This is a genomic window from Streptomyces sp. HD (assembly GCF_028369295.1).
Lineage (GTDB): Bacteria > Actinomycetota > Actinomycetes > Streptomycetales > Streptomycetaceae > Streptomyces.
Genome location: NZ_JAQMYP010000085.1, coordinates 1 through 25116, shown reverse-complemented (window position 1 = coordinate 25116; position 25116 = coordinate 1). Strand labels below are relative to the sequence as shown.

The 25116-nt window shown below is 70.8% G+C and carries 26 protein-coding genes and 2 pseudogenes; 10 read left to right on the top strand and 18 right to left on the bottom strand.

Going from position 1 to position 25116, the window contains the following annotated elements:
• Window positions 1-63 precede the first annotated feature (63 nt).
• Complete coding sequence (locus tag POF73_RS43435; protein WP_272124948.1) at window positions 64-885, top strand: phytanoyl-CoA dioxygenase family protein; 822 nt, start codon at window positions 64-66, stop codon at window positions 883-885.
• 426 nt (window positions 886-1311) lie between these two features.
• Here the strand turns inward: POF73_RS43435 and POF73_RS43430 are convergent, their stop codons facing one another.
• From POF73_RS43430 to POF73_RS43420, 3 genes and pseudogenes are all read right to left on the bottom strand, one after another.
• Window positions 1312-2073 carry an ANTAR domain-containing protein gene (locus POF73_RS43430; protein ID WP_272124947.1) on the bottom strand — a complete coding sequence of 254 codons (762 nt, stop codon included), beginning with the start codon at window positions 2071-2073 and terminating at the stop codon, window positions 1312-1314.
• A gap of 713 nt (window positions 2074-2786) precedes the next feature.
• On the bottom strand, window positions 2787-3755 hold the full coding sequence (locus POF73_RS43425) for an aldo/keto reductase (RefSeq protein WP_272124946.1): 969 nt from the start codon (window positions 3753-3755) through the stop codon (window positions 2787-2789).
• A 112-nt stretch (window positions 3756-3867) separates the two neighbouring features.
• Window positions 3868-4221 (bottom strand): annotated as a pseudogene (locus POF73_RS43420) (alpha-galactosidase); the annotation flags it as partial.
• A 6-nt stretch (window positions 4222-4227) separates the two neighbouring features.
• Here POF73_RS43420 and POF73_RS43415 point away from each other — a divergent pair.
• Window positions 4228-5020: pseudogene (locus POF73_RS43415) on the top strand (CBM35 domain-containing protein); the annotation flags it as partial.
• A 55-nt stretch (window positions 5021-5075) separates the two neighbouring features.
• On the opposite strand, the gene POF73_RS43410 reads toward POF73_RS43415, so the two are convergent.
• Window positions 5076-5606: a flavoprotein gene (locus POF73_RS43410; protein ID WP_272124945.1), complete on the bottom strand. Its 531-nt coding sequence runs from the start codon at window positions 5604-5606 to the stop codon at window positions 5076-5078.
• Between the two features lie 31 nt (window positions 5607-5637).
• On the bottom strand, window positions 5638-6096 hold the full coding sequence (locus POF73_RS43405) for a nuclear transport factor 2 family protein (protein WP_272124943.1): 459 nt from the start codon (window positions 6094-6096) through the stop codon (window positions 5638-5640).
• 108 nt (window positions 6097-6204) lie between these two features.
• On the opposite strand from POF73_RS43405, the gene POF73_RS43400 reads away from it, so the two are divergent.
• Complete coding sequence (locus POF73_RS43400; protein ID WP_272124941.1) at window positions 6205-6756, top strand: TetR/AcrR family transcriptional regulator; 552 nt, start codon at window positions 6205-6207, stop codon at window positions 6754-6756.
• Between the two features lie 75 nt (window positions 6757-6831).
• Here POF73_RS43400 and POF73_RS43395 read toward each other — a convergent pair whose 3' ends face one another.
• Window positions 6832-7056 carry a ferredoxin gene (locus tag POF73_RS43395; protein ID WP_272124940.1) on the bottom strand — a complete coding sequence of 75 codons (225 nt, stop codon included), beginning with the start codon at window positions 7054-7056 and terminating at the stop codon, window positions 6832-6834.
• A gap of 12 nt (window positions 7057-7068) precedes the next feature.
• Window positions 7069-8277, bottom strand: a complete 1209-nt coding sequence (locus POF73_RS43390) for a cytochrome P450 (protein ID WP_272124939.1) — start codon at window positions 8275-8277, stop codon at window positions 7069-7071.
• Window positions 8278-8586: 309 nt separating this feature from the next.
• On the opposite strand from POF73_RS43390, the gene POF73_RS43385 reads away from it, so the two are divergent.
• The gene (locus POF73_RS43385) at window positions 8587-9213 is read left to right on the top strand and encodes a LysE family transporter (RefSeq protein WP_272124938.1); all 627 of its coding nucleotides are present in this window, start codon (window positions 8587-8589) and stop codon (window positions 9211-9213) included.
• 82 nt (window positions 9214-9295) lie between these two features.
• Window positions 9296-9745, top strand: a complete 450-nt coding sequence (locus POF73_RS43380; protein ID WP_272124937.1) for a nitroreductase family deazaflavin-dependent oxidoreductase — start codon at window positions 9296-9298, stop codon at window positions 9743-9745.
• A gap of 63 nt (window positions 9746-9808) precedes the next feature.
• Here the strand turns inward: POF73_RS43380 and POF73_RS43375 are convergent, their stop codons facing one another.
• Window positions 9809-10780: a cation diffusion facilitator family transporter gene (locus tag POF73_RS43375; RefSeq protein WP_272124936.1), complete on the bottom strand. Its 972-nt coding sequence runs from the start codon at window positions 10778-10780 to the stop codon at window positions 9809-9811.
• A gap of 185 nt (window positions 10781-10965) precedes the next feature.
• On the opposite strand from POF73_RS43375, the gene POF73_RS43370 reads away from it, so the two are divergent.
• Together POF73_RS43370 and POF73_RS43365 are read left to right on the top strand one after the other, a co-directional pair.
• A complete protein-coding gene (locus tag POF73_RS43370; protein WP_272124935.1) occupies window positions 10966-11979 on the top strand; it encodes a glutathione S-transferase family protein in 1014 nt (337 codons plus the stop codon).
• 16 nt (window positions 11980-11995) lie between these two features.
• Window positions 11996-12304, top strand: a complete 309-nt coding sequence (locus POF73_RS43365) for a DUF4235 domain-containing protein (RefSeq protein WP_272124934.1) — start codon at window positions 11996-11998, stop codon at window positions 12302-12304.
• Window positions 12305-12346: 42 nt separating this feature from the next.
• Here POF73_RS43365 and POF73_RS43360 read toward each other — a convergent pair whose 3' ends face one another.
• The 3 genes from POF73_RS43360 to POF73_RS43350 form a co-directional block, all read right to left on the bottom strand.
• Entirely contained in the window at window positions 12347-12739 is a 393-nt protein-coding gene (locus tag POF73_RS43360; RefSeq protein WP_272124933.1) for a VOC family protein, read from the bottom strand.
• A gap of 79 nt (window positions 12740-12818) precedes the next feature.
• On the bottom strand, window positions 12819-13286 hold the full coding sequence (locus POF73_RS43355; RefSeq protein ID WP_272124932.1) for a pyridoxamine 5'-phosphate oxidase family protein: 468 nt from the start codon (window positions 13284-13286) through the stop codon (window positions 12819-12821).
• 14 nt (window positions 13287-13300) lie between these two features.
• Window positions 13301-14059 (bottom strand): TetR/AcrR family transcriptional regulator, encoded by a 759-nt coding sequence (locus POF73_RS43350; RefSeq protein ID WP_272124931.1) that lies wholly within the window; start codon window positions 14057-14059, stop codon window positions 13301-13303.
• Between the two features lie 124 nt (window positions 14060-14183).
• Between POF73_RS43350 and POF73_RS43345 the strand changes: the two genes are divergently transcribed.
• Together POF73_RS43345 and POF73_RS43340 are read left to right on the top strand one after the other, a co-directional pair.
• Window positions 14184-15722 carry an APC family permease gene (locus tag POF73_RS43345; protein ID WP_272124930.1) on the top strand — a complete coding sequence of 513 codons (1539 nt, stop codon included), beginning with the start codon at window positions 14184-14186 and terminating at the stop codon, window positions 15720-15722.
• A 24-nt stretch (window positions 15723-15746) separates the two neighbouring features.
• Window positions 15747-17378, top strand: a complete 1632-nt coding sequence (locus tag POF73_RS43340) for an amidohydrolase (RefSeq protein ID WP_272124929.1) — start codon at window positions 15747-15749, stop codon at window positions 17376-17378.
• A 184-nt stretch (window positions 17379-17562) separates the two neighbouring features.
• Here POF73_RS43340 and POF73_RS43335 read toward each other — a convergent pair whose 3' ends face one another.
• On the bottom strand, window positions 17563-17751 hold the full coding sequence (locus POF73_RS43335; protein WP_272124928.1) for a hypothetical protein: 189 nt from the start codon (window positions 17749-17751) through the stop codon (window positions 17563-17565).
• Window positions 17752-17958: 207 nt separating this feature from the next.
• Between POF73_RS43335 and POF73_RS43330 the strand changes: the two genes are divergently transcribed.
• Window positions 17959-19689, top strand: coding sequence for a hypothetical protein (locus tag POF73_RS43330; protein WP_272124927.1), 1731 nt, complete (start codon window positions 17959-17961; stop codon window positions 19687-19689).
• 59 nt (window positions 19690-19748) lie between these two features.
• Here the strand turns inward: POF73_RS43330 and POF73_RS43325 are convergent, their stop codons facing one another.
• The 6 genes from POF73_RS43325 to POF73_RS43300 form a co-directional block, all read right to left on the bottom strand.
• Window positions 19749-20996: a cytochrome P450 gene (locus POF73_RS43325; protein WP_272124925.1), complete on the bottom strand. Its 1248-nt coding sequence runs from the start codon at window positions 20994-20996 to the stop codon at window positions 19749-19751.
• Window positions 20993-21598, bottom strand: coding sequence for a GTP-binding protein (locus tag POF73_RS43320; protein ID WP_272124924.1), 606 nt, complete (start codon window positions 21596-21598; stop codon window positions 20993-20995). Before POF73_RS43320 ends, POF73_RS43325 begins: the two co-directional genes overlap by 4 nt.
• Window positions 21579-21950, bottom strand: coding sequence for a DUF742 domain-containing protein (locus tag POF73_RS43315; RefSeq protein ID WP_272124923.1), 372 nt, complete (start codon window positions 21948-21950; stop codon window positions 21579-21581). The genes POF73_RS43320 and POF73_RS43315 overlap by 20 nt, the downstream gene beginning before the upstream one ends.
• Entirely contained in the window at window positions 21947-22357 is a 411-nt protein-coding gene (locus POF73_RS43310; protein ID WP_030043913.1) for a roadblock/LC7 domain-containing protein, read from the bottom strand. Before POF73_RS43310 ends, POF73_RS43315 begins: the two co-directional genes overlap by 4 nt.
• Before the next feature lie 5 nt (window positions 22358-22362).
• Complete coding sequence (locus POF73_RS43305; RefSeq protein WP_272124922.1) at window positions 22363-24099, bottom strand: ATP-binding protein; 1737 nt, start codon at window positions 24097-24099, stop codon at window positions 22363-22365.
• A gap of 281 nt (window positions 24100-24380) precedes the next feature.
• A partial coding sequence (locus POF73_RS43300) for a hypothetical protein (RefSeq protein WP_443049751.1) occupies window positions 24381-25116 on the bottom strand: 736 nt, incomplete at its 5' end.

Here is a 25116-nt window from a genome sequence, read left to right as displayed (position 1 = left end):
CCTCCTGTGATGGGCACCGGCCTAGCTTGATGGGGCGAGGACACCTGACCGAGGAGTGCGCCCATGACAGCCACGGACATCGACACCACCGACGCTCCCATCCTGCCCGAGGCCGGACTCCGCCAGTTCCGCGAGGACGGCTTCACGGTCGTACGCGGGCTGTTCGGGTACGACGAGATCGACCGACTCCGCGCCCGGTTCGCGGCGCTGCACGCTGCCGGGCCGGTGCCCGGGCACTTCGAGCCGCGGCCGTCGGACGTCGACCCGCTGCGGGCGTACCCGAGGGTGATGCAGCCGCACGAGATCGATGAACTCTCCTTGCGGGTGCTGCTCGATCCCCGGCTGCGTGGCGTGCTGGAGGTGCTGCTCGGGGAGGAGGTGCTGGCCGCGCAGAGCATGTTCTACTTCAAGCCGCCGGGGGCCCGGGGGCAGGCGTTGCACCAGGACAACTTCTATCTGCGGGTCGAGCCGGGCACCTGTGTGGCGGCGTGGATCGCCTGCGATGTGATCGACCGGGAGAACGGGGGGCTCGAAGTCGTCCCCGGCACGCATGCGATGGGCCTCTTCTGCCCGGAGTCGGCGGACGCCGAGGTGTCCTTCGCGCGGGAGTACGTTCCGCCGCCGGCCGGGCTGGCGGCCGTGCCGGTCGACATGGAGCCGGGGGATGTCCTGTTCTTCAACGGCAGCGTGGTGCACGGCTCGCAGCCCAACCGGACGGTGGATCGGTTCCGACGGTCGTTCATCGGTCACTACGTGGGGCGCTCGGCCGACCGGATCGGGGCGTACTACCGGACGGTGTCGATGAGCGGTGAACGCGTGCCGTTGGCCGAGAGCGAGGGTGCGGGACCGTGCGGCACCGAGTTCCCGCCGGACGGTCCCCACTAGGCGGCGCTAGGCGGGCGCGAAGCGATCACCGGTGTGAATCCGGTCGCTCGTGCTCAGGGGCCGTTCGGCCCAGGCGCGGGGTGCGGGAATCTGCCCCCCCTGGACGCCGATCGGCTGCGGCTCGCCAGAGCTCCCGCGAACATGGCCGCCGGCGCCGGCCGGCCGAGGCGGCTCAGAACCCCCGGCCGGCCGTCGCCGCCGCGTCGGTCAGACCGATGTCGGTCTTCGGCTCCCGGGTGCGGAGACACTGCACACAGGGACCCTGGTCTGCTGCAGGCCGAACAGCTCCAGCAACGGGTCCGCTCGTCGGAGGCGGCGACGAGCTCGGACAGACGCCGCAGAAGGTCGATGACGTCGAAGTCGTCGATCAGGGAGTCCGCCGGCTCGACGAAGATCTCGGCGAGACGCTGTTCCACGTTATGCCGGTCATCCCTTTCCGCCGTCGGCCGTGTACGGCCCGTTCACGTCGTTGCTGAAACGGAGTTTCCTGGCCACCACGTCCTGGGCGACCTCACCCAACGGCCGTCCGCTGGCGTAGGCGTGGGCGCGCAGTCGCACCAGGGCCTCCGCGAGCGGCACATCGAGCTGCACGCTGATCATCCCGGTTGCCTGGTGCACGACGGACCTGTGCAGTCCGCCGGACGCCCACATCGTCCGCTCCTGGGTCACCTCGCCCTCGCCGTGCCAGGCACCTGGCGGGTTCTCGTACAGCAGAGCGGTGGTCAGTCCGGCGGCCAGCGCGAGGGCGTCGTCGTGCTGCTGCTCGGTCAGCTTGCGATCCGGTGAGCTCAGCACGGTCAACACCCCCAGGCGGATGCCGCCCGCCCCGAGGAAGTAGCAGCACACGCCGTGCACGCCCGCTCTACGGGCCGCCGGGACCAGGGCGGGCCAGCGCCCCCGCCGCACCGCCTCAAGGTCGGGCTCCAGCACATGAGTTCTCGTACGGATCGCCTCGGGGCCGGGCCCCTCACCGAGGGTGTACTGCAACTCCTCGAATCGCGCGCTCGCGCCCGGCGTCCACCACAACGGCTCCGCGAGGTGGCCGTGGCCGACCATCAGCGCCACCGCGACACCGTCGGCAGCCAGCACCTCGGCGCCGGCACGCATCACCTCGTCGCCCGGGCCGCGGCCCAGCGAACGCAGCACCTCGGCCATGCCGTCGCTGATCACCGGACCCCACTCCGTCACCGCCGGAAGCGGGCACGACACCCGCGGACTCACAGGCAGACTACTTCGCGGAACGAGCGCCGGCCGCGCATCGGCGACGGATGCGCAACGGATGGGCCACTCGATCTTCGCCGTCCGGAAAACCGGTCAATCAGTCAGCTTTCGGTCGACGTAACGTCGCCCGGGCGGCCGTGTGCCCCAACGGCTCATTTCCGTGCCGCAAGGAAGCGGAACGGGTCTCTCTTTCGCCTTACCGGCGGCCCGCGCCTGTGCAACTCTCCATCGGAAAGGGCCCGTCGGGCCCATGGGTGGCGGCCGCCGCCGTGAGTCGGCGTCAGCGGCGGCCGCCGGCGCGAGGACCCGTGCGGCTCCCCAACCACGGGGCGCCTCGCGCAGGATCGTCCTCACGGCACCTGAGGCGTGCGGGAGTGCGCCCCAGCTCGAACAGCCGGAGGACGAGGGCCGGAGTCCGCTGGACCGTTCGCTGCGGAATGCGGGCTCCGGTTCCCTGGAGGTCTTGTCTGTCGCTCCGAGCCCGGGGTCTGGGGGCAGTCGCCTTGATTCCCTCACAAAGGGAACGAGGCTCTTCGGATGGAGATGCTAGAACGCGTCAGGAGCAGCGCAATAGCCCGCGTTTCGGCCTGTTCGACCTGGTGAACGTGTGCTCGTCAGCTGTGGGACTCAAGTGTCGGCGCCGGTCGGCTGTGACCCGCGCGTGCGGCCCCGGACGCGCTTCAGTGGCCGATGACCGGATGGGCACTGTAGGGCAGCCGCAGTTCCTCCAGTTCCTTCTCGCTCAGCTCCAGTTCGACCGCTGCCACCGCATCCTCGATGTGGTGCGGCCTGGCGGCGCCGATGATCGGGGCCGTCACCGTGTTCTGGTGCAGGAGCCAGGCGAGGGCGATCCGGGCGCGGGGGATGTCGCGTTCGTCCGCGAGCCGGGTGACGGCCTCGACGACGACGCGGTCGCCCTCGGCGTACAGGGTGTTGCCGAACCCGTCGGTGGCGCTGCGTTCGGTGACCGTGCCCCAGTCCCGGGTGAGGCGGCCGCGTGCCAGTGGGCTCCAGGGCAGGACACCGACGCCCTGGTCCGCGCAGAGCGGCAGCATCTCGCGCTCCTCCTCGCGGTAGAGGAGGTTGTAGTAGTTCTGCATCGAGACGAACTTGGTCCAGCCGTGCCGCTCGGCCGTGTGCTGCATCTTGGCGAACTGCCAGGCGTACATCGAACTCGCTCCGATGTAGCGCACCTTGCCCGCCCTGACCAGGTCGTGCAGGGCCTCCATCGTCTCCTCGACGGGGGTGTCCCGGTCGAAGCGGTGGATCTGGTACAGGTCGACGTAGTCCGTGCCGAGGCGGGCGAGGCTGTGGTCGATCTCCGTCATGATGGCCTTGCGGGAGAGTCCGGCGCCGTTGGGGCCCGGCCGCATCCGGAGATTGACCTTCGTCGCGAGCACGATCTCGTCCCGGCGGGCGAAGTCGCGCAGAGCCCTGCCGACGATCTCCTCGCTGGTGCCGTCGGAGTAGACGTTGGCGGTGTCGAAGAAGTTGATCCCCGCTTCCAGCGCCTGCCGGATCAGTGGCCTCGACGCCTCCTCGTCGAGGGTCCACTCGTGAGCGCCGCGCTCGGGAACGCCGTAGGTCATGCAGCCCAGACAGATTCGTGACACGTCCATGCCCGTCGAACCGAGCTTCACGTACTGCATCGTCGCTGCTCCTGCCTTCGGGGTGTGGGGTACGAGGGGAGCGTACGTGTCTTGTCCATCCATCACCTCTGCTTTCCTGCCGCACCCTTCACGGCCGCCGCTCTCCGGCGCTTTGTCCCGCCAAGTGCCATACAGGTAGACGCAGTTCGCTCTCGCCGCCGCGACGCCACACCGTGACGTACGAGGGACCGTCCGGCACCCGCATCCCGAGGGCCCGCCACTCGTCCGTCCAGCCGGGGAGCCCGAGCGGCCAGAAGGGCACGGCCGCCGCGAGATCGCCTCGGATCGACTTGTACGCGTTCACCGCGTCCCGGACGAGCCCGAGCCGGTGCCGCGACATCCGGGTCAGGTGGCCGGACAGATGGATGCGGCCGAACAGGGCCCCGCCCAGCGTGAAGGTGATCAGGTCGTCGTCGAACTCCGGCTGCGGGTAGGCCCAGACGGCACCCTGTTCCGGCGGGGCCGCGCGGTGCCCGCCGCGCGCTACGAGGCCACGCTCGCCGACATCGGCGGCACACCGTCGTACGACTACTCGTCCTCGGCCGGTGTGGACACCGGTGCCCTCGTTCTGCGCTCCGGTGACAAGGCCGTGTTCGACGTGTACGCGCCGCGCGACGACTACTTCACGGTCGTGCCGCAGGCCACGGCGCCCGTGCGGCTCGCGCTGCACGGGGAGACGGTGACGGCGCAGCCGGGCAAGCCCCTGCGGCTGTATCTGGTGGCCGGAAACAATCGCGCCACCCTGACCGCCCGGCACGCCGCCGTCCGCTCCCTCGACGTCTCGGGCAATGGCTCGACCACCGGCACGCTCTCCTACGAGACCGCCTCGGCGACCCTCGCGGGCGGCGCGGCACTGGTCGACTCCCCGTACGCGTCCGGTGGTTCCGCCATCGGCTCGCTCGGCAACAGCCCCGCGACGCCAGTCGCCGGCCACGGTGGGCCGAGGCAGCCGTGCCACCGCTGAGTTCACGGTGGACGCACCCCGCTCCGGCCGCCACGTCCTGGTCGTCCACCATGCCCACAACGACCGGCGTGACAACGGCCACGCCTGCAACACGGACATCATGTCCCGTACGGCGGACATCACCGTGGGAAGCGGGCCGCCGCGCACGGTCACCTTCAAGAACACCTGGAGCCAGGGCGACTACTGGACGCTGGGCGTCCCCGTCGGCCTCAAGAAGGGCTCCAACACGGTGATGTTCGGGAACGCGAGCGCGTGGGCGCCGAACATCGACCGGATCGAACTGGGCCGAGTCGTCGGCTGACGACCTCGACTCCCGGGCCGGACGGTGGCCCCGAAACCCCGGTCGGGGTGCGGGGTCACCGCTCCAGCAGTTCCAGCGCCCGTTCCCACCCGAACTCCGGCCGCCCGCCGTCCTCGCCCGGCTCGCCGGTGTACGGCTCCCCGAAGCGCACGCCCATGCCCCGCAGCCGTATCAGGCTGTCCTGGTACGCGGGATGGGTGGCCAGCGCGTCGGCCACGCAGGGCAGGACTGCGATGGGGACGCCGAGGCCGTATGCCTCGCACAGGGTGCCCAGGGCGAGGGTGTCGGCCGTGCCGGCGGCCCACTTGTTGAGCGTGTTGAAGGTGGCCGGGGCGACGACGACGGCGTCGGGCGGCGGGAAGGGGCGCGGATCCGCGGGCGTGCGCCAGGCCGATCGGATCGGGCGGCCGGTGAGGGCCTCGACTGCGCCGGCGTCGAAGAAGCCGTTCATGGCGACCGGGGTCGCGATGACGCCGACCTCCCAGTCCCGCTCCTGGGCGGCGGTGATCAGCTTGCTGACGCCCGCGGCGATCCCGGCGGCGCAGACGACGACGTAGAGGAAGGGCTTGCGGGCGTGTTCGGTCACCCGCGCACCCTACTCACCGCCCTTGAGCCTCCTAGCGGACCGGGAAGGACAGGCCCCGCTCGTTCTCGGGTCGTGAGCCGAAGATGCGGCGTTCCTTCTCCTCGATCGGCACGTCGTTGATGCTGGCCTCGCGTCGGGTCATCAGGCCGTGCTCGTCGAACTCCCACAACTCGTTGCCGTACGACCGCCACCACTGGCCCTCGGCGTCCCGGCACTCGTACTGGAAGCGGACCGCGATGCGGTTGCCGTCGAAGGCCCACAGGTCCTTGCGCAGCGCGTACTCCCGCTCGCGGGCCCACTTCGCGGTGAGGAGCTCGACGATCTCGGCGCGGCCGGTGACGAAGGTGTCGCGGTTGCGCCACACCGAGTCCTCCGAGTAGGCGAGCGCCACCTTGTGCGGGTCGCGGGTGTTCCAGGCATCCTCGGCGGCCTGCACCTTCCGTGCGGCGCTCTCGCGGGTGAACGGCGGCAGGGGCGGGCGGTCGGTCATGTCATCCTCCGAGGCCGAAACGGTGGTACAAACACGGGAGAACGTGCGTTCTCCGCTTGGCTGCTACCGTAGGAGAACGCACGTTCTCGCGTCAAGGAGTGGTCGTACATGGACAGCGCAACAGCCCGGGAGCAGGCGCTGGACGCCGCGGAGAAGTTGTTCTACGGGCGCGGCATACAGTCCGTCGGCATGGACGACATCCGGGGCGCGTCCGGGGTCTCGCTCAAGCGGCTCTACCAGCTGTTCCCGGCGAAGGAGCAGCTGGTGGAGGCGTATCTGGAGCGGCGTGACGTGCGCTGGCGCGGCGGGCTCGCCGCCCATGTGGAGCGGGAGCCGGACCCCGAGGGGCGGATCCTGGCCGTCTTCGACTGGCTGGAGCAGTGGTTCGGCGAGGCGGACTTCCGCGGGTGCGCCTGGATCAACTCGTACGGCGAGCTGGGCGCGCGGTCGGAGCGGGTGGCGGACCAGGTGCGGGCGCACAAGCGGGCGTTCCGTGACTACCTGGCCTCGCTGGTGGCCGGGGCGGGGCTGCCGGAGGCAGTCACCGGGCAGGTGTATCTGCTGGCCGAGGGCGCCATGGTCACGGCGGGCATCACGGGGGGTACGCGGCCCGCGGCGGAGGCGCGGGAGGCGGCGCGGTCGCTGCTGGCGACGCGTTGAGGCCGGGCCCGCCACCAGGGGGCTCCTGGGTGCGGGACCCGGCCACGGCTCGGGCCTCGGGTGGGGTGGCCGGCGTCAGCTCCCCTCTTCCGACACGGTGATGGCGCTGACCGGGCACGACCGGGCGGCCTCCCGCACCATCGGGTCGCCGCCGCCGTCCTCCCGGCCGGGCAGCAGGGTGCTGAAGCCGTCGTCGTCCTGGGTGAAGACGGACGGGGCGGCGAGGGCGCACTGGCCGGCGCCGATGCAGACGTCGTGGTCGATGTGGATGTCGAGTGTTTCGCGCGTTTCGTTGTGCATGACCGGAGCCTCTTACCAGGTCACGGGGAGTTCCAGCATCCCCTGGATCGTGTCGCCGGGTTTGAAGGGGATTTCCTCCGCGGGGACGGCAAGGCGCAGGGTCGGCAGCCGGGTGAGGAGGGTGCGCAGGGCGATCTCCATCTCGGCGCGGGCCAGGTTCTGGCCGAGGCACTGGTGGATGCCGAAGCCGAAGGCGACGTGATGGCGGGTCGGGCGGTGCCAGTCCAGGCTGTCCGGGTCGGCGTACACGGCCTCGTCTCGGTTGATGACCGACGTCGAGAAGACCACGCCGGAGCCCGCCGCTATCGTCTGCCCGTCCACCTCGATGTCCTCGACGGCGACCCGCAGCAGGCCGTCGGCGATCGACAGCATCCGCATGAGCTCCTCGACCGCGGCGGGCAGCAGCCCCGGGTCGGCGCGCAGCTCGGCCAGGCGGTCGGGGTGCTGGAGGAGGGTGAAGGTGCCCAGGGAGATCATGTTGGCGGTCGTCTCGTGGCCGGCGACCAGCAGGATGGTGGCGAGGGCGATGAGCTCCTCGCGGTCCAGCGCGCCGTCGCGCAGCTGCTGGTGGACGAGGTCGTCCAGGACGCCGTCACCGGGCTCCGACTGCTTCTGCTTCCGGTCGATCAACTCGCCGAAGTACACCTCCAGCTGATCACGGGCGTCCATGGTGTCCTCGGCCGTGGGGCCGCGCAGCAGGCGTCGTGACTGTCCCTCGAAGAAGTCGTGGTCGGCGTAGGGAACGCCGAGCAGGGCGCAGATGACCATCGAGGGCACGGGCAGCGCGAAAGCGCTGACCAGTTCGGCGGGGGCGCCCCGGTCGATCATCGCGTCGAGCCGTTCGTCCACGATGCGCTGGATCTCCGGGCGCAGCTCGGCGGCACGCCGAAGCGTGAAGCTGGGGACCATCATCCGTCGCTGGACCCGGTGTTCGGGGTCGTCGACGCCCAGAAGCGCGCTCTTCCGCTTGATGAGCCCCGCGAACCGCGCGGTGGGCGCGGGGAACTCGGGCCGGGTGCGGTCGGAGGACAGTCGCGGGTCGGCCAGCAGGGTGCGGGCGAGGCCGTGACCGGTGACAAGCCAGACCTCGCGGCCGTCGTAGAGGGTGATGCGGGCCAGCGGGCGGGTGTCGCGCAGAGGGTCGTAGGCGGTGGGCGGGTGGTACGGACAGGTGCGGTTCTGAGGAAAGGCGACGGTGTGCGGTGCCGTCATGTCCGTCATGGAAGACCTCGCAGACGATGAGTACGTCGTACCGATCTTCATTAGATGCCTTGGGCATCTACCAGGGCGATGCCAAGTTCGGCCAGATCAGGCATCCGGGCAATCTGGCCGGGGATCGTCGTACAGAACTTCGATCTCGGGGCCGACCGGCCCGCTCCGCGAAGAAATTCGCTTGTCGGCGGACGGTCGCCACCCACAGAATCCGGCCATGCCCACGACTCTCGCCTTTCTGCCGCCGACCGTCGCCGTTTCTGCCGCGCGGTCCCAGCAGCAGTCCGGCCGACCGTGGAGGCCGACGCTTCCCGCGTCATGACCGGCGCGCTCGTCGCGGGGCTGGTCGCGGGCTACGGCATCGCCGTCCCGGTCGGCGCGGTCGCGACCTACCTGGTCTCCCTCACCGCCCGTACATCCCTGCGGACCGGGGTCTGCGCCGCGCTCGGCGTCGCGATCGCCGACGGGCTCTACGCCCTGGTGGCCACCCTCGGCGGTGCCGCGCTGGCGGCCGCGCTGCGTCCGGTGCTGGTGCCGCTGCGCTGGGCCTGCGCCCTGGTGCTGGCGATCCTCGCGGTACGGGGCGCGGTCACCGCCGTACGCCACCATCGCGCACAGCGCCTCACCACCGGCTCCACGCCCCCTTCTCCCCCGAGCCCGGCGCGCGCCTGTCTGACGCTGCTCGGCATCACGCTGCTGAACCCGACGACCGTGATCTACTTCGCCGCCCTGGTCCTCGGCACCCGCGCGACGGATGCCGCATCGCCCCTGGAGCAGGGCGTGTTCGTGCTGGCCGCGTTCGCCGCCTCGGCGAGCTGGCAGCTGCTGCTCGCCGCGGGCGGCGCGCTGTTGGGACGGGTACTGACGGGGCGTCGGGGGCGGTTGGTGACGGCGCTGGTGTCCAGCGGCGTGATCCTGACGTTGGCCGTGCGGATACCGATGTAGGCGCCGCAGGATGAATCCCGCACGTAACGGTGTTGAGGAAAGACGCCAGTCAGCGCCAGGAAACGACGACGGGACCGATGCCATGCCTCTTGACGGTGAGTACGAGCCCAGCCCGACCCAGTGGGTCCGCGACCAGGTGGAGTTGTACGAGAGCTCCGGCGGCACCAAGGGGACGACCCTCATGGACACGGGGATGCCGGTGATCCTGCTCACGACCCGGGGTTCCAGGAGCGGCAAGATCCGCAAGACGCCGCTGATGCGCGTCGAGCACGAGGGGCGTTATGCCGCGGTGGCCTCGCTGGGCGGGGCGCCCAAGCACCCGGTCTGGTACCACAACGTCAAGGCCGACCCCCAGGTGGAACTCCAGGACGGACCGGTGAAGCGCGACATGAAGGCCCGCGAGGTCACCGGTGCGGAGAAGGACGAGTGGTGGGAGCGTGCCGTCGCGGCCTATCCGCCGTACGCCGAATACCAGGAGAAGACGGACCGGGTGATCCCGGTCTTCGTGCTGGAGCCGTTCGACGAGGTCTGAGCAGGGCTTCGGAAATTTTTTCTCCCGAGACGCATGAACCCGTGTTCGTCGGGCACACGTGCGTCAGGCCCCGCCGCGCTCCCCCGTCGCGGCGGGGCTTCCTTCTGCCTCGCGGGCGGAGCGTTCGGTCACGTCGAGGAAGACCTGGTCCGCCTCGGCGACGCTGCGGCCGATGGACCGCTTGATGCGGACGGCGACCTCCTCGACCTGTTCGCTGTCGAGGCCGGGCACCAGATCGACACGGGCCGCCACCAGGGCGGTCTTCAGGCCCGTCTTCATGGTGAACAGCGCCTCCACGCTGTCGATCTCCGGCTGCTCCGCCAGCAGGGCGCGGATCTCGGCGTCGGCCTCGGGGTCGGCGGCCTCCCCGATCAGTTGGTCACGGGCGTCGCGGCCGAGCCGGTAGGCGACGTACACGAGCAGCGCACCGATCGCGAGCGAGGCGGACGCCTCCCAGACGACCTGCCCGGTCACCATGTGCAGCGCCATGCCGCCGAAGGCGAGGGTCACGCCGAGCACCGCCGTGGCGTCCTCGGCGACCACCGTGCGCAGGGCCGGGTCGCGCAGGCCCTCCGACAGTCCGCCCTGCCGGCGTACCTGGTACAGCGCCCGTACCAGCGACGCGCCCTCCGCGACGAAGGCGACCCCGAGCACGACCATGCCCGCCACATAGCCGCTGAACTGCTCCTCGGCGCCGCCACGCAGCGCCTCGAAGCCCTGGAAGAAGGAGAAACAGCCGCCCATCACGAAGATGCCGACGGCCGCGAGCAGCGACCAGAAGAAGCGCTCCTTGCCGTAGCCGAAGGGATGGCGGGCGTCGGCGGGGCGGCGGCTGCGGCGCAGCGCGGCCAGCAGGAAGACCTCGTTCATGCTGTCGGCCACCGAGTGCGCCGCCTCCGACAGCAGCGCGGGTGACTGGGCGAGGACTCCGCCGACCGCCTTGGCGACGGCGATGACGAGATTGGCCGCGAGGGCCACCAGAACGGTGACACGAGTCCTGCGGTCCGCTTTCGGTGCCTTGGACGTGCTGCTCACTCACGCCGACTGCCCCGGTCGCCCCGGCTCACACGGCGCCGACGGCGGAAATCGGGGAACCCCGGGGATCCGGCGAGATCCTGCGGGATCCAGGATTTCGGCAAATCCGGGGGATCCGGCGAGATCGGGGAACCCGGCATTCAGGCAAGGACTTGTGACGGCGTACGGCAGAGAGGAGCGCGATCATGAGCGGCGGGGGCAACACCGCCTACGGCAGGAAGCCCTTCGAGCGGTCGAAGGCCCACTTCACGGACCGGATCACCGCGGACGGCCGGGACGGCCGGCCGGTGGCGGCGGGCCGCTACCGGCTGGTGGTCAGCCGTGCCTGTCCGTGGGCGAGCCGGGCGGTGATCTCCCGGCGGCTGCTCGGCCTGGAGGACGCCCTGTCCATGGCGATCGCCGACCCGATCCAGGACGACCGCAGCTGGCGCTTCACCCTGGACCCCGACGGCCGTGACCCGGTGCTCGGCATCCGCTTCCTCAGCGAGGCCTACGACCGGCGGGAGACCGACTACCCCGGCGGGGTGAGCGTGCCCGCGATCGTGGACGTACCGAGCGGCGCGCTCGTCACCAACGACTACGAGCGGATCACGCTCGACCTCGCCACCGAGTGGACGGCCCTGCATCGCGACGGCGCGCCCGACCTCTACCCGAAGGCACTGCGCGACGAGATCGACGGTGTGATGGCCGACGTCCACGCGGACGTGAACAACGGTGTGTACCGGGCGGGCTTCGCCACCGGCCAGGAGGAGTACGAGGAGGCGTGCGCGCGGCTGTTCCGGCGCCTGGAGCTGCTCACGGAGCGGCTGGCCGGGCAGCGCTATCTGGTCGGCGACACGATCACCGAGGCGGACATCCGGCTGTTCACCACGCTGGTCCGCTTCGACGCCGTCTACCACGGCCATTTCAAGTGCAACCGCTGGAAACTGACGGAGAATCAGGTCCTGTGGGCGTACGCCCGCGACCTCTACCAGACGCCGGGATTCGGTGACACCGTCGACTTCGACCACATCAAACGGCACTACTACCGGGTGCACAGCGGCATCAACCCGACCGGCATCGTGCCCCTCGGGCCGGATCTGTCGGGCTGGCCCGCACCGCACGGCCGGGAGAGGCTGGGCGGCAGGCCATTCGGCGACGGGACGCCGCCCGGGCCGGTCCCGGCGGCCGAGGAAGTCCCCGCCCGGGGACGGCCCTGAGAGCAAGGAGGCGCACGTGGCCAAGAGGACGAAGAAGAAGCTGAAGCTGCCCCTGGCCTACAAGCCCCTGGGATTCGCGCTGGGCTGGGCGAGCGGCACACTGGCCGGGCTCGCCTTCCGCAAGACCTGGACGGCGCTACGGCACGAGGACGACGCTCCCGACGCGCTGGACCGGGACCGCGGCTGGGGCGAGATCCTGCTGGCGGCCGCGGTCCAGGGCGCCCTCTTCGCGGTGGCGCGCAGCGTGGCGGACCGCACGGGCGCGAAGGCGATCGAGCGGTCGACGGGGGTGTGGCCGGTCAGCGACAAGGGCGGGCGGGACTGACAGTCCCGAGAGCACTCTCAGGCCGTCCGCGACCGACGGGGCTCAGCCCTGCTTCGGTGCATCCACGACCGAGCGGCGCAGGGTGAAGGAGTGGCCGGCCGGGTCGGCGTAGCCGCGCTCCTCGTACGGGCCCGCTGCCTCCCTGGCCTCCAGGGGGCGGCCGCCGAGCCCGACGATCCGGCGCTCGGCCGCGTCCAGGTCCTCCACCGTGAAGTCCAGATGGGCCTGGAGGGAGTTCTCGGGGCGCGGCCAGCTCGGCGGAGTCGCGTTCATGTCGCGGCGGAACGCGAGCCGGGTGCCGTCGGCGCCCCTGATCTCGACGCGGTTGGCGGTCGCGTCCGTCTGCTCACCCTCCAGCAGTTCCGTGTAGAACACGGCGAGCTTCTCGGGTTCGGCGCAGTCGAGCACCACGAAGCCCGCTTTCACCAGTGCCATGGTTCCTCCGCAGGGTCCTGGGCGCGGGACGGTCCTGCCCCCTCGCCCTGTCCCCCACGGGTGTCCCGGTCGGGCGGTTTCAGTCCGCCACCAGCCACTTCCCGTCCCGCATCAGCTCCCGCCCGGCCAGTTCGTCGGCCTCGCGCCAGGCCTGCACCCGGTCCGGCCGGACGCGGAAGTACAGGTAGGGCGTGGTGAGTCGGCGCGGGTCGAAGCCGGTCTTGGCCGCGAAGCGGTCGGCCTCCTCCGGGGGCAGTTGGGCAGGGGCCACGAACGTGTCGACCGTGCCCTCGATCATGACGACGTCACGGGTGGGTCCGATCGCGATCCGCGCCCGTCCGGTCATCCTCAGGTTCCGGCCCGTCGGGCTGTGCGTCGGCGTGGCCAGCAGCAGGGTCGAGCCGTTCCACAGGAAGGAGAGCGGGACGAGATACGGCACGCCGCCGTCCACCTCGGCCGTGGCGACCCACGCGTCCTGATCGTGCTCCAGACGGTGCAGGGTGTCCTGCTTGCGCTGTTCGGCGGGGCGTGCGGGCGGCGGCGTCATCGGCGTACGGCCTCTCACGGTGATGCGGAGTCGGACGTGTCCAGTGTGGCCGCCGGATGTCCGGCCCGGGGGCGGATTTCGGCCAGCCGGGCCGCCGCGGCGCTGAGCAGCAGGGCCAGGGCGGCCGGGTACGAGCTGCGCGGCATGTCCGCCACGAGATGGCGGGCGGTGGCGGCGATGTGCGGGTGGGTGTCGGCGGGCAGCCGCGCGTAGGTCGAGCGCCAGACCGCTGCCTCGGCCTCCCGTGCGGCCTTCGGCATCGCCGCGCTCGCCGAGTCGAGGGCGCCGTGGGCGAGAGCCTGGTCGACGAAGGCGTGGTAGATCCGCACCGCCTCGGCGTCGGGGAACCCGGCGCCGCGCAGCACGCCGAGGACGGTCTCGACGGCCTGGATCTCGTACGCCCGCCCGGTCACCCGGTAGGAGCTGAGCACCGCCGCCCGGGGCTGCGCGAGGGCCCCCGCGTGCATGCGCAGACCGAGATCGCGCAGGTCGGCGCGCCAGTCGCCGGTGGGGCGCCAGGTGCGCAGGGTACGGCCGATGAGTTCGTCGGCGATGGCGAGCATCAGGTCGTCGGTGTGCCGGAAGTACCGGTACAGCGAGCTGGGGTCGGCGCCGAGGGCGCGGCCGAGGCGGCGTACCGAGAGGGCGTCCGCGCCGTGCTCCTCGATGAGCCTGAGGGCCGTCTCGACGATCAGTTCCTCGGACAGGACGACACCCTGCTTGGTGGGGCGCCTGCGCTGCCGGGCGGCGGGCGGGACGACGCGCTCGCTCATGGACTGCCTCCCTCGGCCGGTGCCCCGCACCTTACGACAACAGTGTTGACCTGTTAACCCCCCGGACAGTTTCATGTCCGCTCATCGGGGCCGTCCAGGCCCCCGGTGCGAGCGGAGACCGGCCATGTCCGACAAGCAGCCCCACCCCGTCGACCCTCCCCCAGTCTTCGACCGGGGGGACCCTCATCTCGCTTCGCTCCGGCCCGAGCTGCGCAAGTCCCTCGGCGTCCTGGACGGCGTCGCCATCGCCGCCTCCAGCACGGCCGCCACCACCAGCATCGGCATCGGGCTCGGCGTCACGGCCGGCGTGGTCGGCCTGCATCTGCCGGCCATCATGCTGCTGGCGTTCTTGCCGGTCCTCGGTATCGCGGGCGCCTACTCACGGCTGAACAAGGTCGAGCCGAACGCGGGCAACGGCTATGTGTGGGTGGGCCGTTCGCTCACCCCCTGGCTGGGCTTCATGGTCGGCTGGGTGAACATCGTCGCCGTGGTGGCGTTCCTCGCCTACACCACCGCGGTCACCGGCTCGGCGCTGCTCCAACTCGCGGGTGACGCCGGGCTGCACCGGGTGGGCGGCCTCGCGCTGGACCCTGGTTCCACGTCGCAGACCACGGCGGTCGGCATCGTGGTCCTGGTGGCGGTCACCCTGACCGCGGTGACCGGCATCCGCACCGCCGCGCGTCTGCAGGCCGGGCTGCTGGTCTTCGAGTACGTCGTCCTGCTGGGCTTCTGCGGATACGGCATCGTCGCCGGCCCGCACGACTTCAGCCTGAGCTGGTTCGACCCGTTCGCGATCCCGTCGGCGACCGCGCTGGCCCAGGGGCTGTTGCTGTCGGTGTTCTGCTACTGGGGGTTCGAGTCGGCGTTCAGCGTCAACGAGGAGGTGCGTGACCCGCGCGACGCGTCCCGGGCCGGGATCACCACCCTGTTCACCATGCTGGGGCTGTTCCTGCTCGGTTCGGTTGCCTACCAACGTGTCCTGTCCGAGAAGGAGTTGGTCGGCCACGGCCCCGAGGGCCTCGCCTTCTTCGGTGAGCGGCTGGCCTCCCAGCCGTGGGCGGCGCTCCCGCTGATCGCCCTGATGTTCTCGGCGGTGGCCTCGCTGCAGGCCGGGGTGATTCCGACGGCCCGGGGAATGTTCGCGATGAGCCGGGACCGTACGCTCGGGCCGGTGTGGTCCAAGGTCAGCCCGCGGTACGGCACTCCGGTCATCGGCACGCTGCTGATCGGCGCGCTGGCCGTGGCGGTCGCGGCACTCGCGCTCGTCATTCCGCGGCTCGCCGACATGATCGTGGCGACGGTGAACGCCGTGGGCATCGTGGTCGCCCTGTCGTACGCCCTCACCGCCCTCGCCGCCGCCGTACGCTTCCGCGCCCTGCTGCGCGAGGACTGGTGGCAAGGAGTGCGCGCGGTGGTCCTGCCCACGCTGAGCGCGCTCGTGCTGCTCGGTCTCGGCGGCTATCTGGGCTGGTCGTTCTACACCTCCACCGACCACTTCGAAGTCAGCGCGGACAACGGGTGGTTCCTGCTCCTCACTCCCCTGGCGATGATCGCGTCCGGCTTCGTGGCCGCCGCGTGGGCCCGGTGGGTGCGCAGGTCGCCGTACTTCCAGACCGGCAAGGGCACCGACGCCGACGCGCCCCGGCTGCTCGCCACCTCTTGATGACTCCCGACCAGGAAAAGGAACATGTACGCAGATCTCCTCTTCACCGGCGGCCCCGTCCTCACCCCCGAGGGCCGCACCGCGTCCGCCGTGGCCGTCACCGGCGACCGCATCACCGCCGTAGGGCGCGAGGAGGTGCACGGTCTCGCCGGGCCGCGGACCGAGGTGGTGGACCTCGCCGGGCGGCTGCTGCTGCCCGGGTTCCAGGACGCGCATGTGCATCCCGTGCCGGCCGGACTGGAGCTGAGCCAGTGCGATCTGACCGGTACGAGGACGGCTCACGAGACGCTCGCCGCGGTGCGGGCGTACGCCGACGCGCATCCCGAGCGGGAGTGGATCACCGGGGGCGGCTGGTCGATGGAGGCCTTCGAGGGCGGTACGCCGACGAGGGAGTTGCTGGACGCGGTGGTGCCGGACCGGCCGGTGTATCTGCCCAACCGGGACCATCACGGCGCCTGGGTCAACAGCCGTGCCCTCGCGCTGGCCGGCATCACACGCGACACGCCCGACCCGGCCGACGGGCGGATCGACCGGGACGCCTCCGGTGAGCCGAGCGGGACCCTTCAGGAGGGGGCGATGCAGCTGGTGGGACGACTGACCCCGCCGGCCACGCAGGCCGACCGGGTGGCGGCCCTGCTGCACGCGCAGCGGCATCTGCACGCGCTCGGCATCACCGCCTGGCAGGACGCGCTCGTCGGCGACTTCCTCGGCATGGACGACCCGTCGCAGGCGTATCTGGCGGCCGCGCGGGACGGCTCGCTCACCGCGCGTGTCGTGGGCGCCCTGTGGTGGGACCGTGAGCGCGGCGCCGAGCAGATTCCCGAACTGGCCGAGCGGCGGGCGGCATTGAGTCACGGCCGGTTCAGTGCGACCAGCGTCAAGCTGATGCTGGACGGCGTCGCCGAGACCGGCACCGCCGCGCTGCTGGACCCCTACCTCGACAAGTGCGGCTGCGTCACCGCCAATCGGGGCACCAGCTTCATCGACCCGGAGCAACTGCCCAAGTACGTAACCGAGTTGGACGCCCTCGGCTTCCAGTGCCACTTCCACGCCCTCGGCGACCGGGCCGTGCGCGACGCGCTGGACGCGATCGAGGCCGCGCGTGCCGCGAACGGGCCGAGCGACACGCGGCCCCACCTGGCCCATCTCCAGGTCGTCCAGCCCGCCGACGTACCGCGATTCGCGCGGCTCGGCGCGATCGCGAACATCCAGCCGCTGTGGGCCGCGCACGAGCCGCAAATGGACGAGCTGACCATCCCCTTCCTGGGGCCCGAACGGGCCGCGTTGCAGTACCCGTTCGGGGCGCTGCTGCGCTCCGGTGCCCGGCTCGCGGCGGGCAGCGACTGGCCGGTGAGCAGCCCCGATCCGTTGCACGGCATCCATGTGGCGGTCAACCGGGTGGGACTGGGCGGCGACACGCCGGTGTTCCTGCCCGGCGAACGCATCGGACTCGCCGAAGCGTTCGCCGCCTACACGGCCGGCTCGGCGCACGTGAACCACCTTGACGAAACAGGCGAGGTCCGGGTCGGTGCGCTGGCCGATCTCGTGGTGCTCGACCGCGATCCGTTCGACGGGGCGCCTGAGGCGATCGGCGACACACGGGTCGCGCAGACATATGTGGGGGGCGCGCGAGTATACGCAGCTCAAGAGGCATAGGCAGTAACGGACATCACGGTGAGGTCACGCGTAGATCATTTACGCTCTGGGAAGTCTCGTAGCGCTTCACGGTTCAATTTTCGGCCATAGAAGCTGAGTTCGAGTGCACGGGTGGCCACTTCGGCCACCCGTTCGCAAGGCGGGGGGACTCTGTTTCGCCGCCTCCCGGAAGGAAGCGCATGCCTCAGGACGTCACGTTCGGTCTCCCCTTCGACAACCCTGCCAGCAGACATCTGGAGTAAGGGCGGGCCGCTCGCGGAAGGCCGGCGGAGTCGAGGACGAGTCCGCCGTGGACCAGCGGCTCGCCTCTTTCGAGAACCGAGCGGGCCTGGCGCAGTTCGCCCTCGAAGGACAGACAGGCGATCCACTCCACCGCCAGACGATCCGCTCCACCGCCTCGGCCGCCAACGCGGCAGGCGTGCCCCTCGCGGTCGTTCGCAGCAGGATCCCGAGCCGGTCGCGCGAGGCCGGCTGTTCGGCGAGGCCTCGCGGAAGGCGCAGCAGACCCCCAGACATGACCGGCCGACAACCACGGCCGCTCGTCCCGTTGTCATGACCACAGCTTGTTGGGAGAACCGGTGTGAAATCGCGAGTCGTAGATGCTGCTCCGAAGGCGTCCGCCGAAAGCCTGATCCCGGCGCGGCCAAGCGCCCAGTTTCAGCCCACGGAGGCGGGGAACGCCCTGGCCCGCCTCTTCGCGGAACGCAGCAAGGGAAGCACGGAGGAGCACCGAAAGTTCCAGAACGCCGCTCAGCGGCGGCTGGACGCGCTCGGATCACCGCACGCCGGCACCACGCTGCATGTGGCGGGAGCCGTCCATCTGGCGCAGCCGGCATTCCTCCCGCCCGACGAGGAGGGCTACGCCAGGTTGCGGCACCTCGACGCCGGCCTGAGCATGATCGAAGCAGCCTTCCCCGAGGTCAGCACCGATATAGAGGTCTGCCGACTGACCTGCATAATGCTGGAAGGGGCCTGGCGGAGCCGGGCGCTCGCCCCGCCGCGCGAGGAGAAGCAGACAGACGTCTGCGACTGTGCACTGTGCGGTCGGCTGCCCACACCCCCCGCACGCACGCTGGATGACTACAGTTGGCGGCAGAGCGCCGGTCGGCCCCTCACCGTCAAGACCTGGCCGTACCGCGACGAACTCGACAGTGTCCTGACCGGTGGATGGTCCTTGGCCCGGCAGATGAACGACCTTGAACGAGACCTCGGCCTCCGCCACAGCTTCGAGGACGACATCCTCCTCTTCCACGAGTACAAACGCGTGATCGACACCATCGATACCGAGGGTCTCACCCAACTCGTCGAAGGCCGCCTGGCCGAGAATTTCAGCACCAACAGCGCACGGGCCCTGGTCTGCGGACTCTTCGCGGCCCATAAGCGATCCGTGGACGAGTACTGGCTCCAGCAGCACCACGCGGGCAACGTCACACTCCCCCAGACCAACCCGCACAGCCAGAGCACCTATTCACTCCTGCAGATGATGGACTGCCTGTTCTGGCACGTCTCCCCCGACACCGAACTCTGGCAGGAGGAACACCTCGCCTCCCTGCTGCTGTGCCGCGTCGTCGACGACATGACCGACGTACGGGCCGACGCCCTCACCGGCGAGATCAGCAACTTCTGGCTCGCCGACACTCCCACCCACACCAAGGCCCTCTACGCCGCCTCCGCCATCGCCGCCATCAAGTACGGCTGCACGCCCGAGGCGCATTCTTCGATGTGGAACACCTGGCTGATGCCCAGCACCATCGTGTGGATGGCGCTCACGGGCCGCCACGCCCTGTGGTTCGACGGCATAGCCGAGGGCCTCCCCCCGGCCGAGGACTGCCCGCTGTGCGATCTGCAGCCCAACGCATGCACCGGCATCCTCACCGACGGCACCGACCTCACCTTCGCCCCGCGCCCCAGCGCGCCGGCGCTGAGCCCCCGGACCGCCGTGCTGTCCGCACGGTGCCGAGCCCAACACCCCGAAGCATGGCCCCTCTTCGACTCCGAGCTCCATGCCTTCGAAGCGCTGCACGGCCCCTGGTACGGCAACGTCGACACTGCGTGGGAGGTCCTGCGCCGCACCTACATCGCCGGCGTGGAGGCAGCCGGCGCCGCACCGTCCCCGGACCGCGCTCGTGATGTCCAACAGGACGCCGGCATAGTCGGATCCGAAAAGTTCTACACCCTGTACGACGCTGAAACCGGGCGGGAGGACACCGCGCTGTTCGCCTACATGTTCGGCTGCGCTCACCCGCATTTCCTCTGGAACGCCACGGGTTACCGTCCCACGGGCGTCACAGGCGACTGGCTCGACGGCTGACGCCCAGTACGCACGCGACACCGCTGCCCGGTCGGGTTTCCGACCGGGCAGCGGTGTGCTCACACCGGGAACTCGACCGGCAGCCCGTCCAGCCGGGAATCCCAGGTGGAGGCGGTCGCGGTGAGCTCATCCGCCGGCACGGCCAGCCGCAGGCCCGGCAGCCGGTGCAGCAGGACGTCCACCGCAACCTCGATCATGGACTGCCCGATGCTCTGCCCGGGGCACTCGTGCGGGCCCGCGCCGAACGCCAGGTGCGCCTGGTTGCCCTGCACCGAGACGTCCGGATCGGGCCGGACCTCGGGGTCGAGGTTGCCCGGGGCGAGACCGAGAACGAGCAGGTCGCCCTCCTCGATGCGGTGCCCACCCAGTTCGACATCGCTGGCGGCGAAGCGCCCCGGCAGGACGCCCAGCGGCGGGGAGTTCCACATGACCTCCTCCACCACCGCGGAGATGTTCAGCTGACCGCTGATCAGCCCGGAGAGCCGGGAGGCGTCGGTCAGGACCAGCTGCAGCACCCGGGCCAGCAGGTTGGTCGTCACGTGCGCGGCGATCAGCACCACGCGCAGGTGGTGGACGACCTCGTCGTGGTCGAGAGCCGCATGGTGCTCCAGCAGGCCGGTGGCGAGGTCGGAGCCGGGTTCGGACCGCCTGCGCTCGGCGAGTTCACCGAAGATCTCCCTGATCATGCCGTCGTGCATCACGGCGTCCTCGCCGCCCTTGAGCACCTGGGCGGCGGACTCGACCAGCCGGCGTCCCTCCGTCTCGGCCAGCCCCAGGATGCGGGACATCACCAGCATCGGCATCAGGTCGGCGTAGTCCGCCACCAGATCGGCGCCGCCGCTGTCCGCGAACCCGTCGATCAGCTTGTTGGCGAAGTGCGTGGCGTGGCGCCGGATACCGCGGCCGGCAGCGGCCTGCAGCACGTCGTTGACGGCGCCGCGCAGCCTGCGGTGCGCCTCACCGTCCTGGGACACGCAGTCGGGGCGCCAGGCGAGCATCGGAATCAGCGGAGAGCTCTCCGCGATCCGGCCCTCCCGCGAATCCCGCCAGTTCCGCGCGTCCCGGGGGAACTGGCGGGGGTTGTCGAGCACCCGCCGGCTGTCCCGGTAACCCAGCACCAGCCAGGCGGGGACGTCGCCCTCCAGCAGCACCGGCGCGACGGAGCCGTGCTCCTTGCGCAGCCGCTCGTAGATGCCGAGCGGGTCGGTCGCCGCCTCGGGCCCGTACAGTCGGGCCAGTTCGGCCGAACCGTGCGCGACCGGGCAGCCCCGGGGGGCGTCGGGACTGTCGAGGTTCTCGTCGCTCATCGGGGCTCCATTGCAACGGCGGAGCGTTCCTTCAGATGACGTATCAGGGCGATGAGTACGTCACGGCTGGAGGCCCGGTCGCGGGCGTCGCAGGACACGATCGGGGTGTGCGGGGGGATGTCCAGAGCGTCCCGGATCTCTTCGATCGGGTGGTGCTTGGAGTCGGGGAAGACGTTCAGGGCGATGACGAAGGGGACGTCCTGCCGCTCCATCTCCTCTATCGCCCGGAAGCTGGAGGCCAGACGGCGGGTGTCCACCAGGACGATCGCACCGAGCGCGCCCTTGAACAGACCGTTCCACAGGAACCAGAACCGCTCCTGGCCCGGGGTGCCGAACAGGTAGAGCACCAGCTCGTCGTTGATGCCGATCTTGCCGAAGTCCAGGCTGACGGTGGTCTCCGTCTTGTCGGCGACGCCGATGAGGTGATCGTCGGCGGCGCTGGCCTGGGTGAGGGTCTCCTCGGTGGTGAGCGGCTTGATGTCGCTGACCGAGCGGACCATGGTGGTCTTCCCGGTGCCGAATCCGCCGGCGATCATCACCTTCACCGAGCGGGTGCCCCCGGCCGCCGACCGGCCGGGTTGGTCAAAGCCTTTGAAGTCCACTGAGTACCTCCTCAAGGAGCGCGAGGTCGGGCCCGCGACCGGCGTCGCGCGCCGGGATGGGGTCACGAGCTTCGACGCGGCCTGCCTCAAGCAGATCTGCAAGCAGCACCGCGAGAATGTTGAAGGGCAACCCGAGGTGGGCGCCCAGTTCGGCCACCGACAGCGGATCGCGGCAGCGCCGGATGATCTCCTCGTGCTCGTGCTGCATCCCCGGTGCGGGGGTGGTGCGGGAGACGATGAGGGTCGCCACGTCGAGACTCGACGCCGGACCGCCCGGTCCGCTACGTCCTCGGGTGAGGACGTAGTAGCGCTCAAGACCGGACGGGTCCGTGGACCGGCGGGGAGCACTCATCCAGAGTGCTCCTCCAGGCGCGGAGTGGTGCCGAGAAGCTCACCCATCCGCCGGGCCAGGTCCCTCATCTGATGCCCCAGCAGCCCCTGGTCGAGGCCCTCGCGGGCCAGCACACCGAGATACGTCTCCACACCCGCCCGTACGACGAAGAGGTGGCCGCCGTCGACCTCGATCATCGCCAGCCGCAGCTGCCCCGCGTACTTGGGGAACTGCTCGGCCACCGGCTGGGCCAGCGCCTGGAGGCCGGCCACGACGGCCGCGAAGCGGTCCACGTCGTCGGGGTCCTCGGCGCCGAACGAGGTGATGGCCTTGCCGTCACTTGAAGCCACGAGGGCGAAGCGGATCTCCGGGATGCTCTCCACCAGATCGCGGAGCGCCCAGCTCACGTCGGTTCCCTGTTGCGTCATGTGGACTAGTCGCTCTCTTCAGTGCGGTGCTCGGTGGACTCGCGTCCGGCGGTCGGGTCGCTGCCGGCGCCCGTGCCACCGCCGCCGTCGGACTCGCGTCCGGCGGTGGCGAAGGCGGCGAGGCCGGCGAACGACGCGTCCGGCGGGACGGCGACGACGGCCGGCTCCTCGGACCGCTCGGCCGACGCGGGCTGCGCCGGCTCGGACCGCTTGCTGCGACGCCGGGGAAGTCCGCCGGGCGTGGTGTCCACGGCCTCGGCCGTCTCGGCCATGTGCGCCACCTCGGTGCCGACGGCCGCAGCGCCCCCCGGGGCTGCCGATGCGGCGGCCGAGGTCTGGGGCGTCGGTGCGGCGGCGACCGGATCGGCCGCGGGGAGCGGGCTGAAGTATTTGTGCGGGACCACGACGACCACCGAGGTGCCGAGCCAGGGCGAGTCCGCGTAGGTGACGCGGATGCCGTAGCGCCGGGCGAGGATCCCGACGACCCTGAGGCCGATGGTGGCGTCCTCCGAGATACCGCCGAGGCCCGGTCCGGCCCCGGTTCCGGCGAGCGCCTCCTCGGCGTCGCGCTTCTTCTCCTCGCTCAGCCCCTTGCCGGAGTCCTGGATCTCGATGCCGACGCCGTTCGGGACCTCCTTGCCGGAGACCAGCACCGGCTCGGTGGGCGGCGAGTAGCGGGCGGCGTTGTCCAGGAGATGGGCGAAGATCAGCGTGAGGTGGTCCACCAGGCCGCCGTCGACGCCGAGTTCGGGCAGGTGGCGTACGTCGATCCGGTGGAAGTCCTTGATCCGGCCGATGCCGCCGCGCACCACGCTGAGCAGGCGCTGCGGCTCCTGCCACTGGCGGCCGGGACGGTCCGAGCCGCCGAGGACGCTGATGCTCGCGGCGAGACAGTCGGCGGGGCCGATCGCCTGGTCGAGCTCCATCAGCCCCCGGGCCACGGCCGGCAGCCGGCCGTGCTCGCCCTGCATCTCGTGCAGCCGGCCGCGGAGCTTGCTGGTCAGGACGTGGATACGGTTGCCCACGCTGATCACGGCCTGCTCGGCCGAGGTCGAGCGGTTGAACTCCTCCTCGACACCGATCAGCGCGGTACGCAGAACCTTGCGCAGGTTGGCCTGGAGTTCGGCGCTGACCTTGGCGCACTGGTTGACGGTCGGCAGGAGGTCGTCGATCGCGTCACCCTCGCGCAACCGCCGCAGTGCGTCCGGCAGTTGCTCGTCGGCGAGCCGGGCGACGGCGGCCAGCTGGTGGGTCAGCTGCTCCTGCCAGACCTCGGCCTGGTCGGCGAGCTGCGCCTCGTAGGACTTGGCCTGGGCGGCGATGCGCTCCTCGTAGGAGCCGCTCTCCTCGGCGAGGCGCTCCTCGTACGCGTGGGCCTGCTCGGCCAGTTGGGCCTCATAGGCGCCGGACTGCTCGGCGAGACGGCCCTCCAGGGCGGCGCGGTCGGAGCTGAACTTCCGCTCCAGGCCCGCCACGTGCTGCTGCCACTGCTGGGAGTGCTCGGCCTGCGCAGAGCGGAACTCGCTTTCGGACTTGCGCAGGTGTGCCCGGGTGCGCAGCAGGAGGCGGACACACACGGCGCTGGCCGTGGTCGCCGCGACGCCTGCGACGGCGGCGGTTATTCGCTCCGAGCTCATGAACGTGGCGGCAACGGTCCCACCTCCTAAAGCCAGCGGCATGAGCCACCAGCTGTACCAGGCGACAGGGGGCCGCGCCGCCGGCGGCGGTGTGGCGAGTTCCATCTGCATCCTTCAAGGCGACGATCGATCAAGGGGGGGTGTGCAAAGGCGATCGCACTCATGAGTACGCACCGCGCGATGACCGATCGAGAGCAAGTCACGACCGAGTCAACTCGCAGCGCCGAACGGGAGCTTATCGGGTTTGAACGCAAAAGGATCAACCTCGCAGGTCGGTGGAAGTGAGGGTTCCGTCACTGTCCGACAGGAGAACGTAAATCGACAAATGCCCTTACTGACCTGCACAGTCGGAGAAATCGACGCGTCGCGAAAGCAGATCCGAGTGATCACTTGCAGCCCATGCCGTCCGGCACCAGCGGCCAGGCCTCGACACCGTCGGGGGTGCGGACGTACGCCGTCGACCTGTCCCCGGCCAGCCACAACCGCCAGTCGCCGAGCCGGTATCCGGTGTCGTGCGCGCCGTCGGGCATGGGTACGTCGCCGTCGTACGCGGCGTTCAGCATTGCGGGTTCGAGAACACCTTCGGGATCGCGGGCGAACGTCCTGCGGTCCCCGTTCACGCCGAGTTCGAGGAAATGTGCCTCCTGCCAGTCGCAGTGGGCCGATCCGGCTGAGCTGCTGATCTCGGTGGTCGGCACACGGCGGCCGTCGGCGTCGGTCCAGATCTCGATCTCCAGGGAGGCCGTGAAGCTCTCGGGGAGTTCGGCGGGGTCGCAGGAGGCGCTGGTCTCCGGGCCCCAGCCGGGGCGGTCCTCGCGGTCCTCGGCGACGACGACCGCGACCTTGGTGCGTCCGTCGACGTCGAGGGAGAACAGGACGCGGCCGTCCTCCTCGCGCTCCACGCGATAGCCGTGCCGCGGCACCTCGGGCTGCTCCATGTCGAAGTACGCCCGGAGCCCCTCCTCGGGCGTCGCCCCGCCGTCCCCCTTGCTCCAGGGCTCGCTGACGCCGCCGGAGTAGATGTCCCCGTCGCACTCCAGGGCCCGGCCGGCGGCACCCGCGCCGGGGGGGGGGGGGGGGGGGGGGGGGGGGGGGGGGGGGGGGGGGGGGGGGGGGGGGGGG

What these genes read in the sequence shown, in the direction of transcription:
- POF73_RS43435 (WP_272124948.1), top strand. Translation starts at nt 64, where the DNA reads ATGACAGCCACGGACATCGACACCACCGACGCTCCCATCCTGCCCGAG.
- POF73_RS43425 (WP_272124946.1), bottom strand. Translation starts at nt 3,755, where the DNA reads ATGCAGTACGTGAAGCTCGGTTCGACGGGCATGGACGTGTCACGAATC.
- POF73_RS43405 (WP_272124943.1), bottom strand. Translation starts at nt 6,096, where the DNA reads ATGACCGACCGCCCGCCCCTGCCGCCGTTCACCCGCGAGAGCGCCGCA.
- POF73_RS43400 (WP_272124941.1), top strand. Translation starts at nt 6,205, where the DNA reads ATGGACAGCGCAACAGCCCGGGAGCAGGCGCTGGACGCCGCGGAGAAG.
- POF73_RS43395 (WP_272124940.1), bottom strand. Translation starts at nt 7,056, where the DNA reads ATGCACAACGAAACGCGCGAAACACTCGACATCCACATCGACCACGAC.
- POF73_RS43390 (WP_272124939.1), bottom strand. Translation starts at nt 8,277, where the DNA reads ATGACGGACATGACGGCACCGCACACCGTCGCCTTTCCTCAGAACCGC.
- POF73_RS43385 (WP_272124938.1), top strand. Translation starts at nt 8,587, where the DNA reads ATGACCGGCGCGCTCGTCGCGGGGCTGGTCGCGGGCTACGGCATCGCC.
- POF73_RS43380 (WP_272124937.1), top strand. Translation starts at nt 9,296, where the DNA reads ATGCCTCTTGACGGTGAGTACGAGCCCAGCCCGACCCAGTGGGTCCGC.
- POF73_RS43370 (WP_272124935.1), top strand. Translation starts at nt 10,966, where the DNA reads ATGAGCGGCGGGGGCAACACCGCCTACGGCAGGAAGCCCTTCGAGCGG.
- POF73_RS43360 (WP_272124933.1), bottom strand. Translation starts at nt 12,739, where the DNA reads ATGGCACTGGTGAAAGCGGGCTTCGTGGTGCTCGACTGCGCCGAACCC.
- POF73_RS43355 (WP_272124932.1), bottom strand. Translation starts at nt 13,286, where the DNA reads ATGACGCCGCCGCCCGCACGCCCCGCCGAACAGCGCAAGCAGGACACC.
- POF73_RS43350 (WP_272124931.1), bottom strand. Translation starts at nt 14,059, where the DNA reads ATGAGCGAGCGCGTCGTCCCGCCCGCCGCCCGGCAGCGCAGGCGCCCC.
- POF73_RS43345 (WP_272124930.1), top strand. Translation starts at nt 14,184, where the DNA reads ATGTCCGACAAGCAGCCCCACCCCGTCGACCCTCCCCCAGTCTTCGAC.
- POF73_RS43340 (WP_272124929.1), top strand. Translation starts at nt 15,747, where the DNA reads ATGTACGCAGATCTCCTCTTCACCGGCGGCCCCGTCCTCACCCCCGAG.
- POF73_RS43325 (WP_272124925.1), bottom strand. Translation starts at nt 20,996, where the DNA reads ATGAGCGACGAGAACCTCGACAGTCCCGACGCCCCCCGGGGCTGCCCG.
- POF73_RS43315 (WP_272124923.1), bottom strand. Translation starts at nt 21,950, where the DNA reads ATGAGTGCTCCCCGCCGGTCCACGGACCCGTCCGGTCTTGAGCGCTAC.
- POF73_RS43310 (WP_030043913.1), bottom strand. Translation starts at nt 22,357, where the DNA reads ATGACGCAACAGGGAACCGACGTGAGCTGGGCGCTCCGCGATCTGGTG.
- POF73_RS43305 (WP_272124922.1), bottom strand. Translation starts at nt 24,099, where the DNA reads ATGGAACTCGCCACACCGCCGCCGGCGGCGCGGCCCCCTGTCGCCTGG.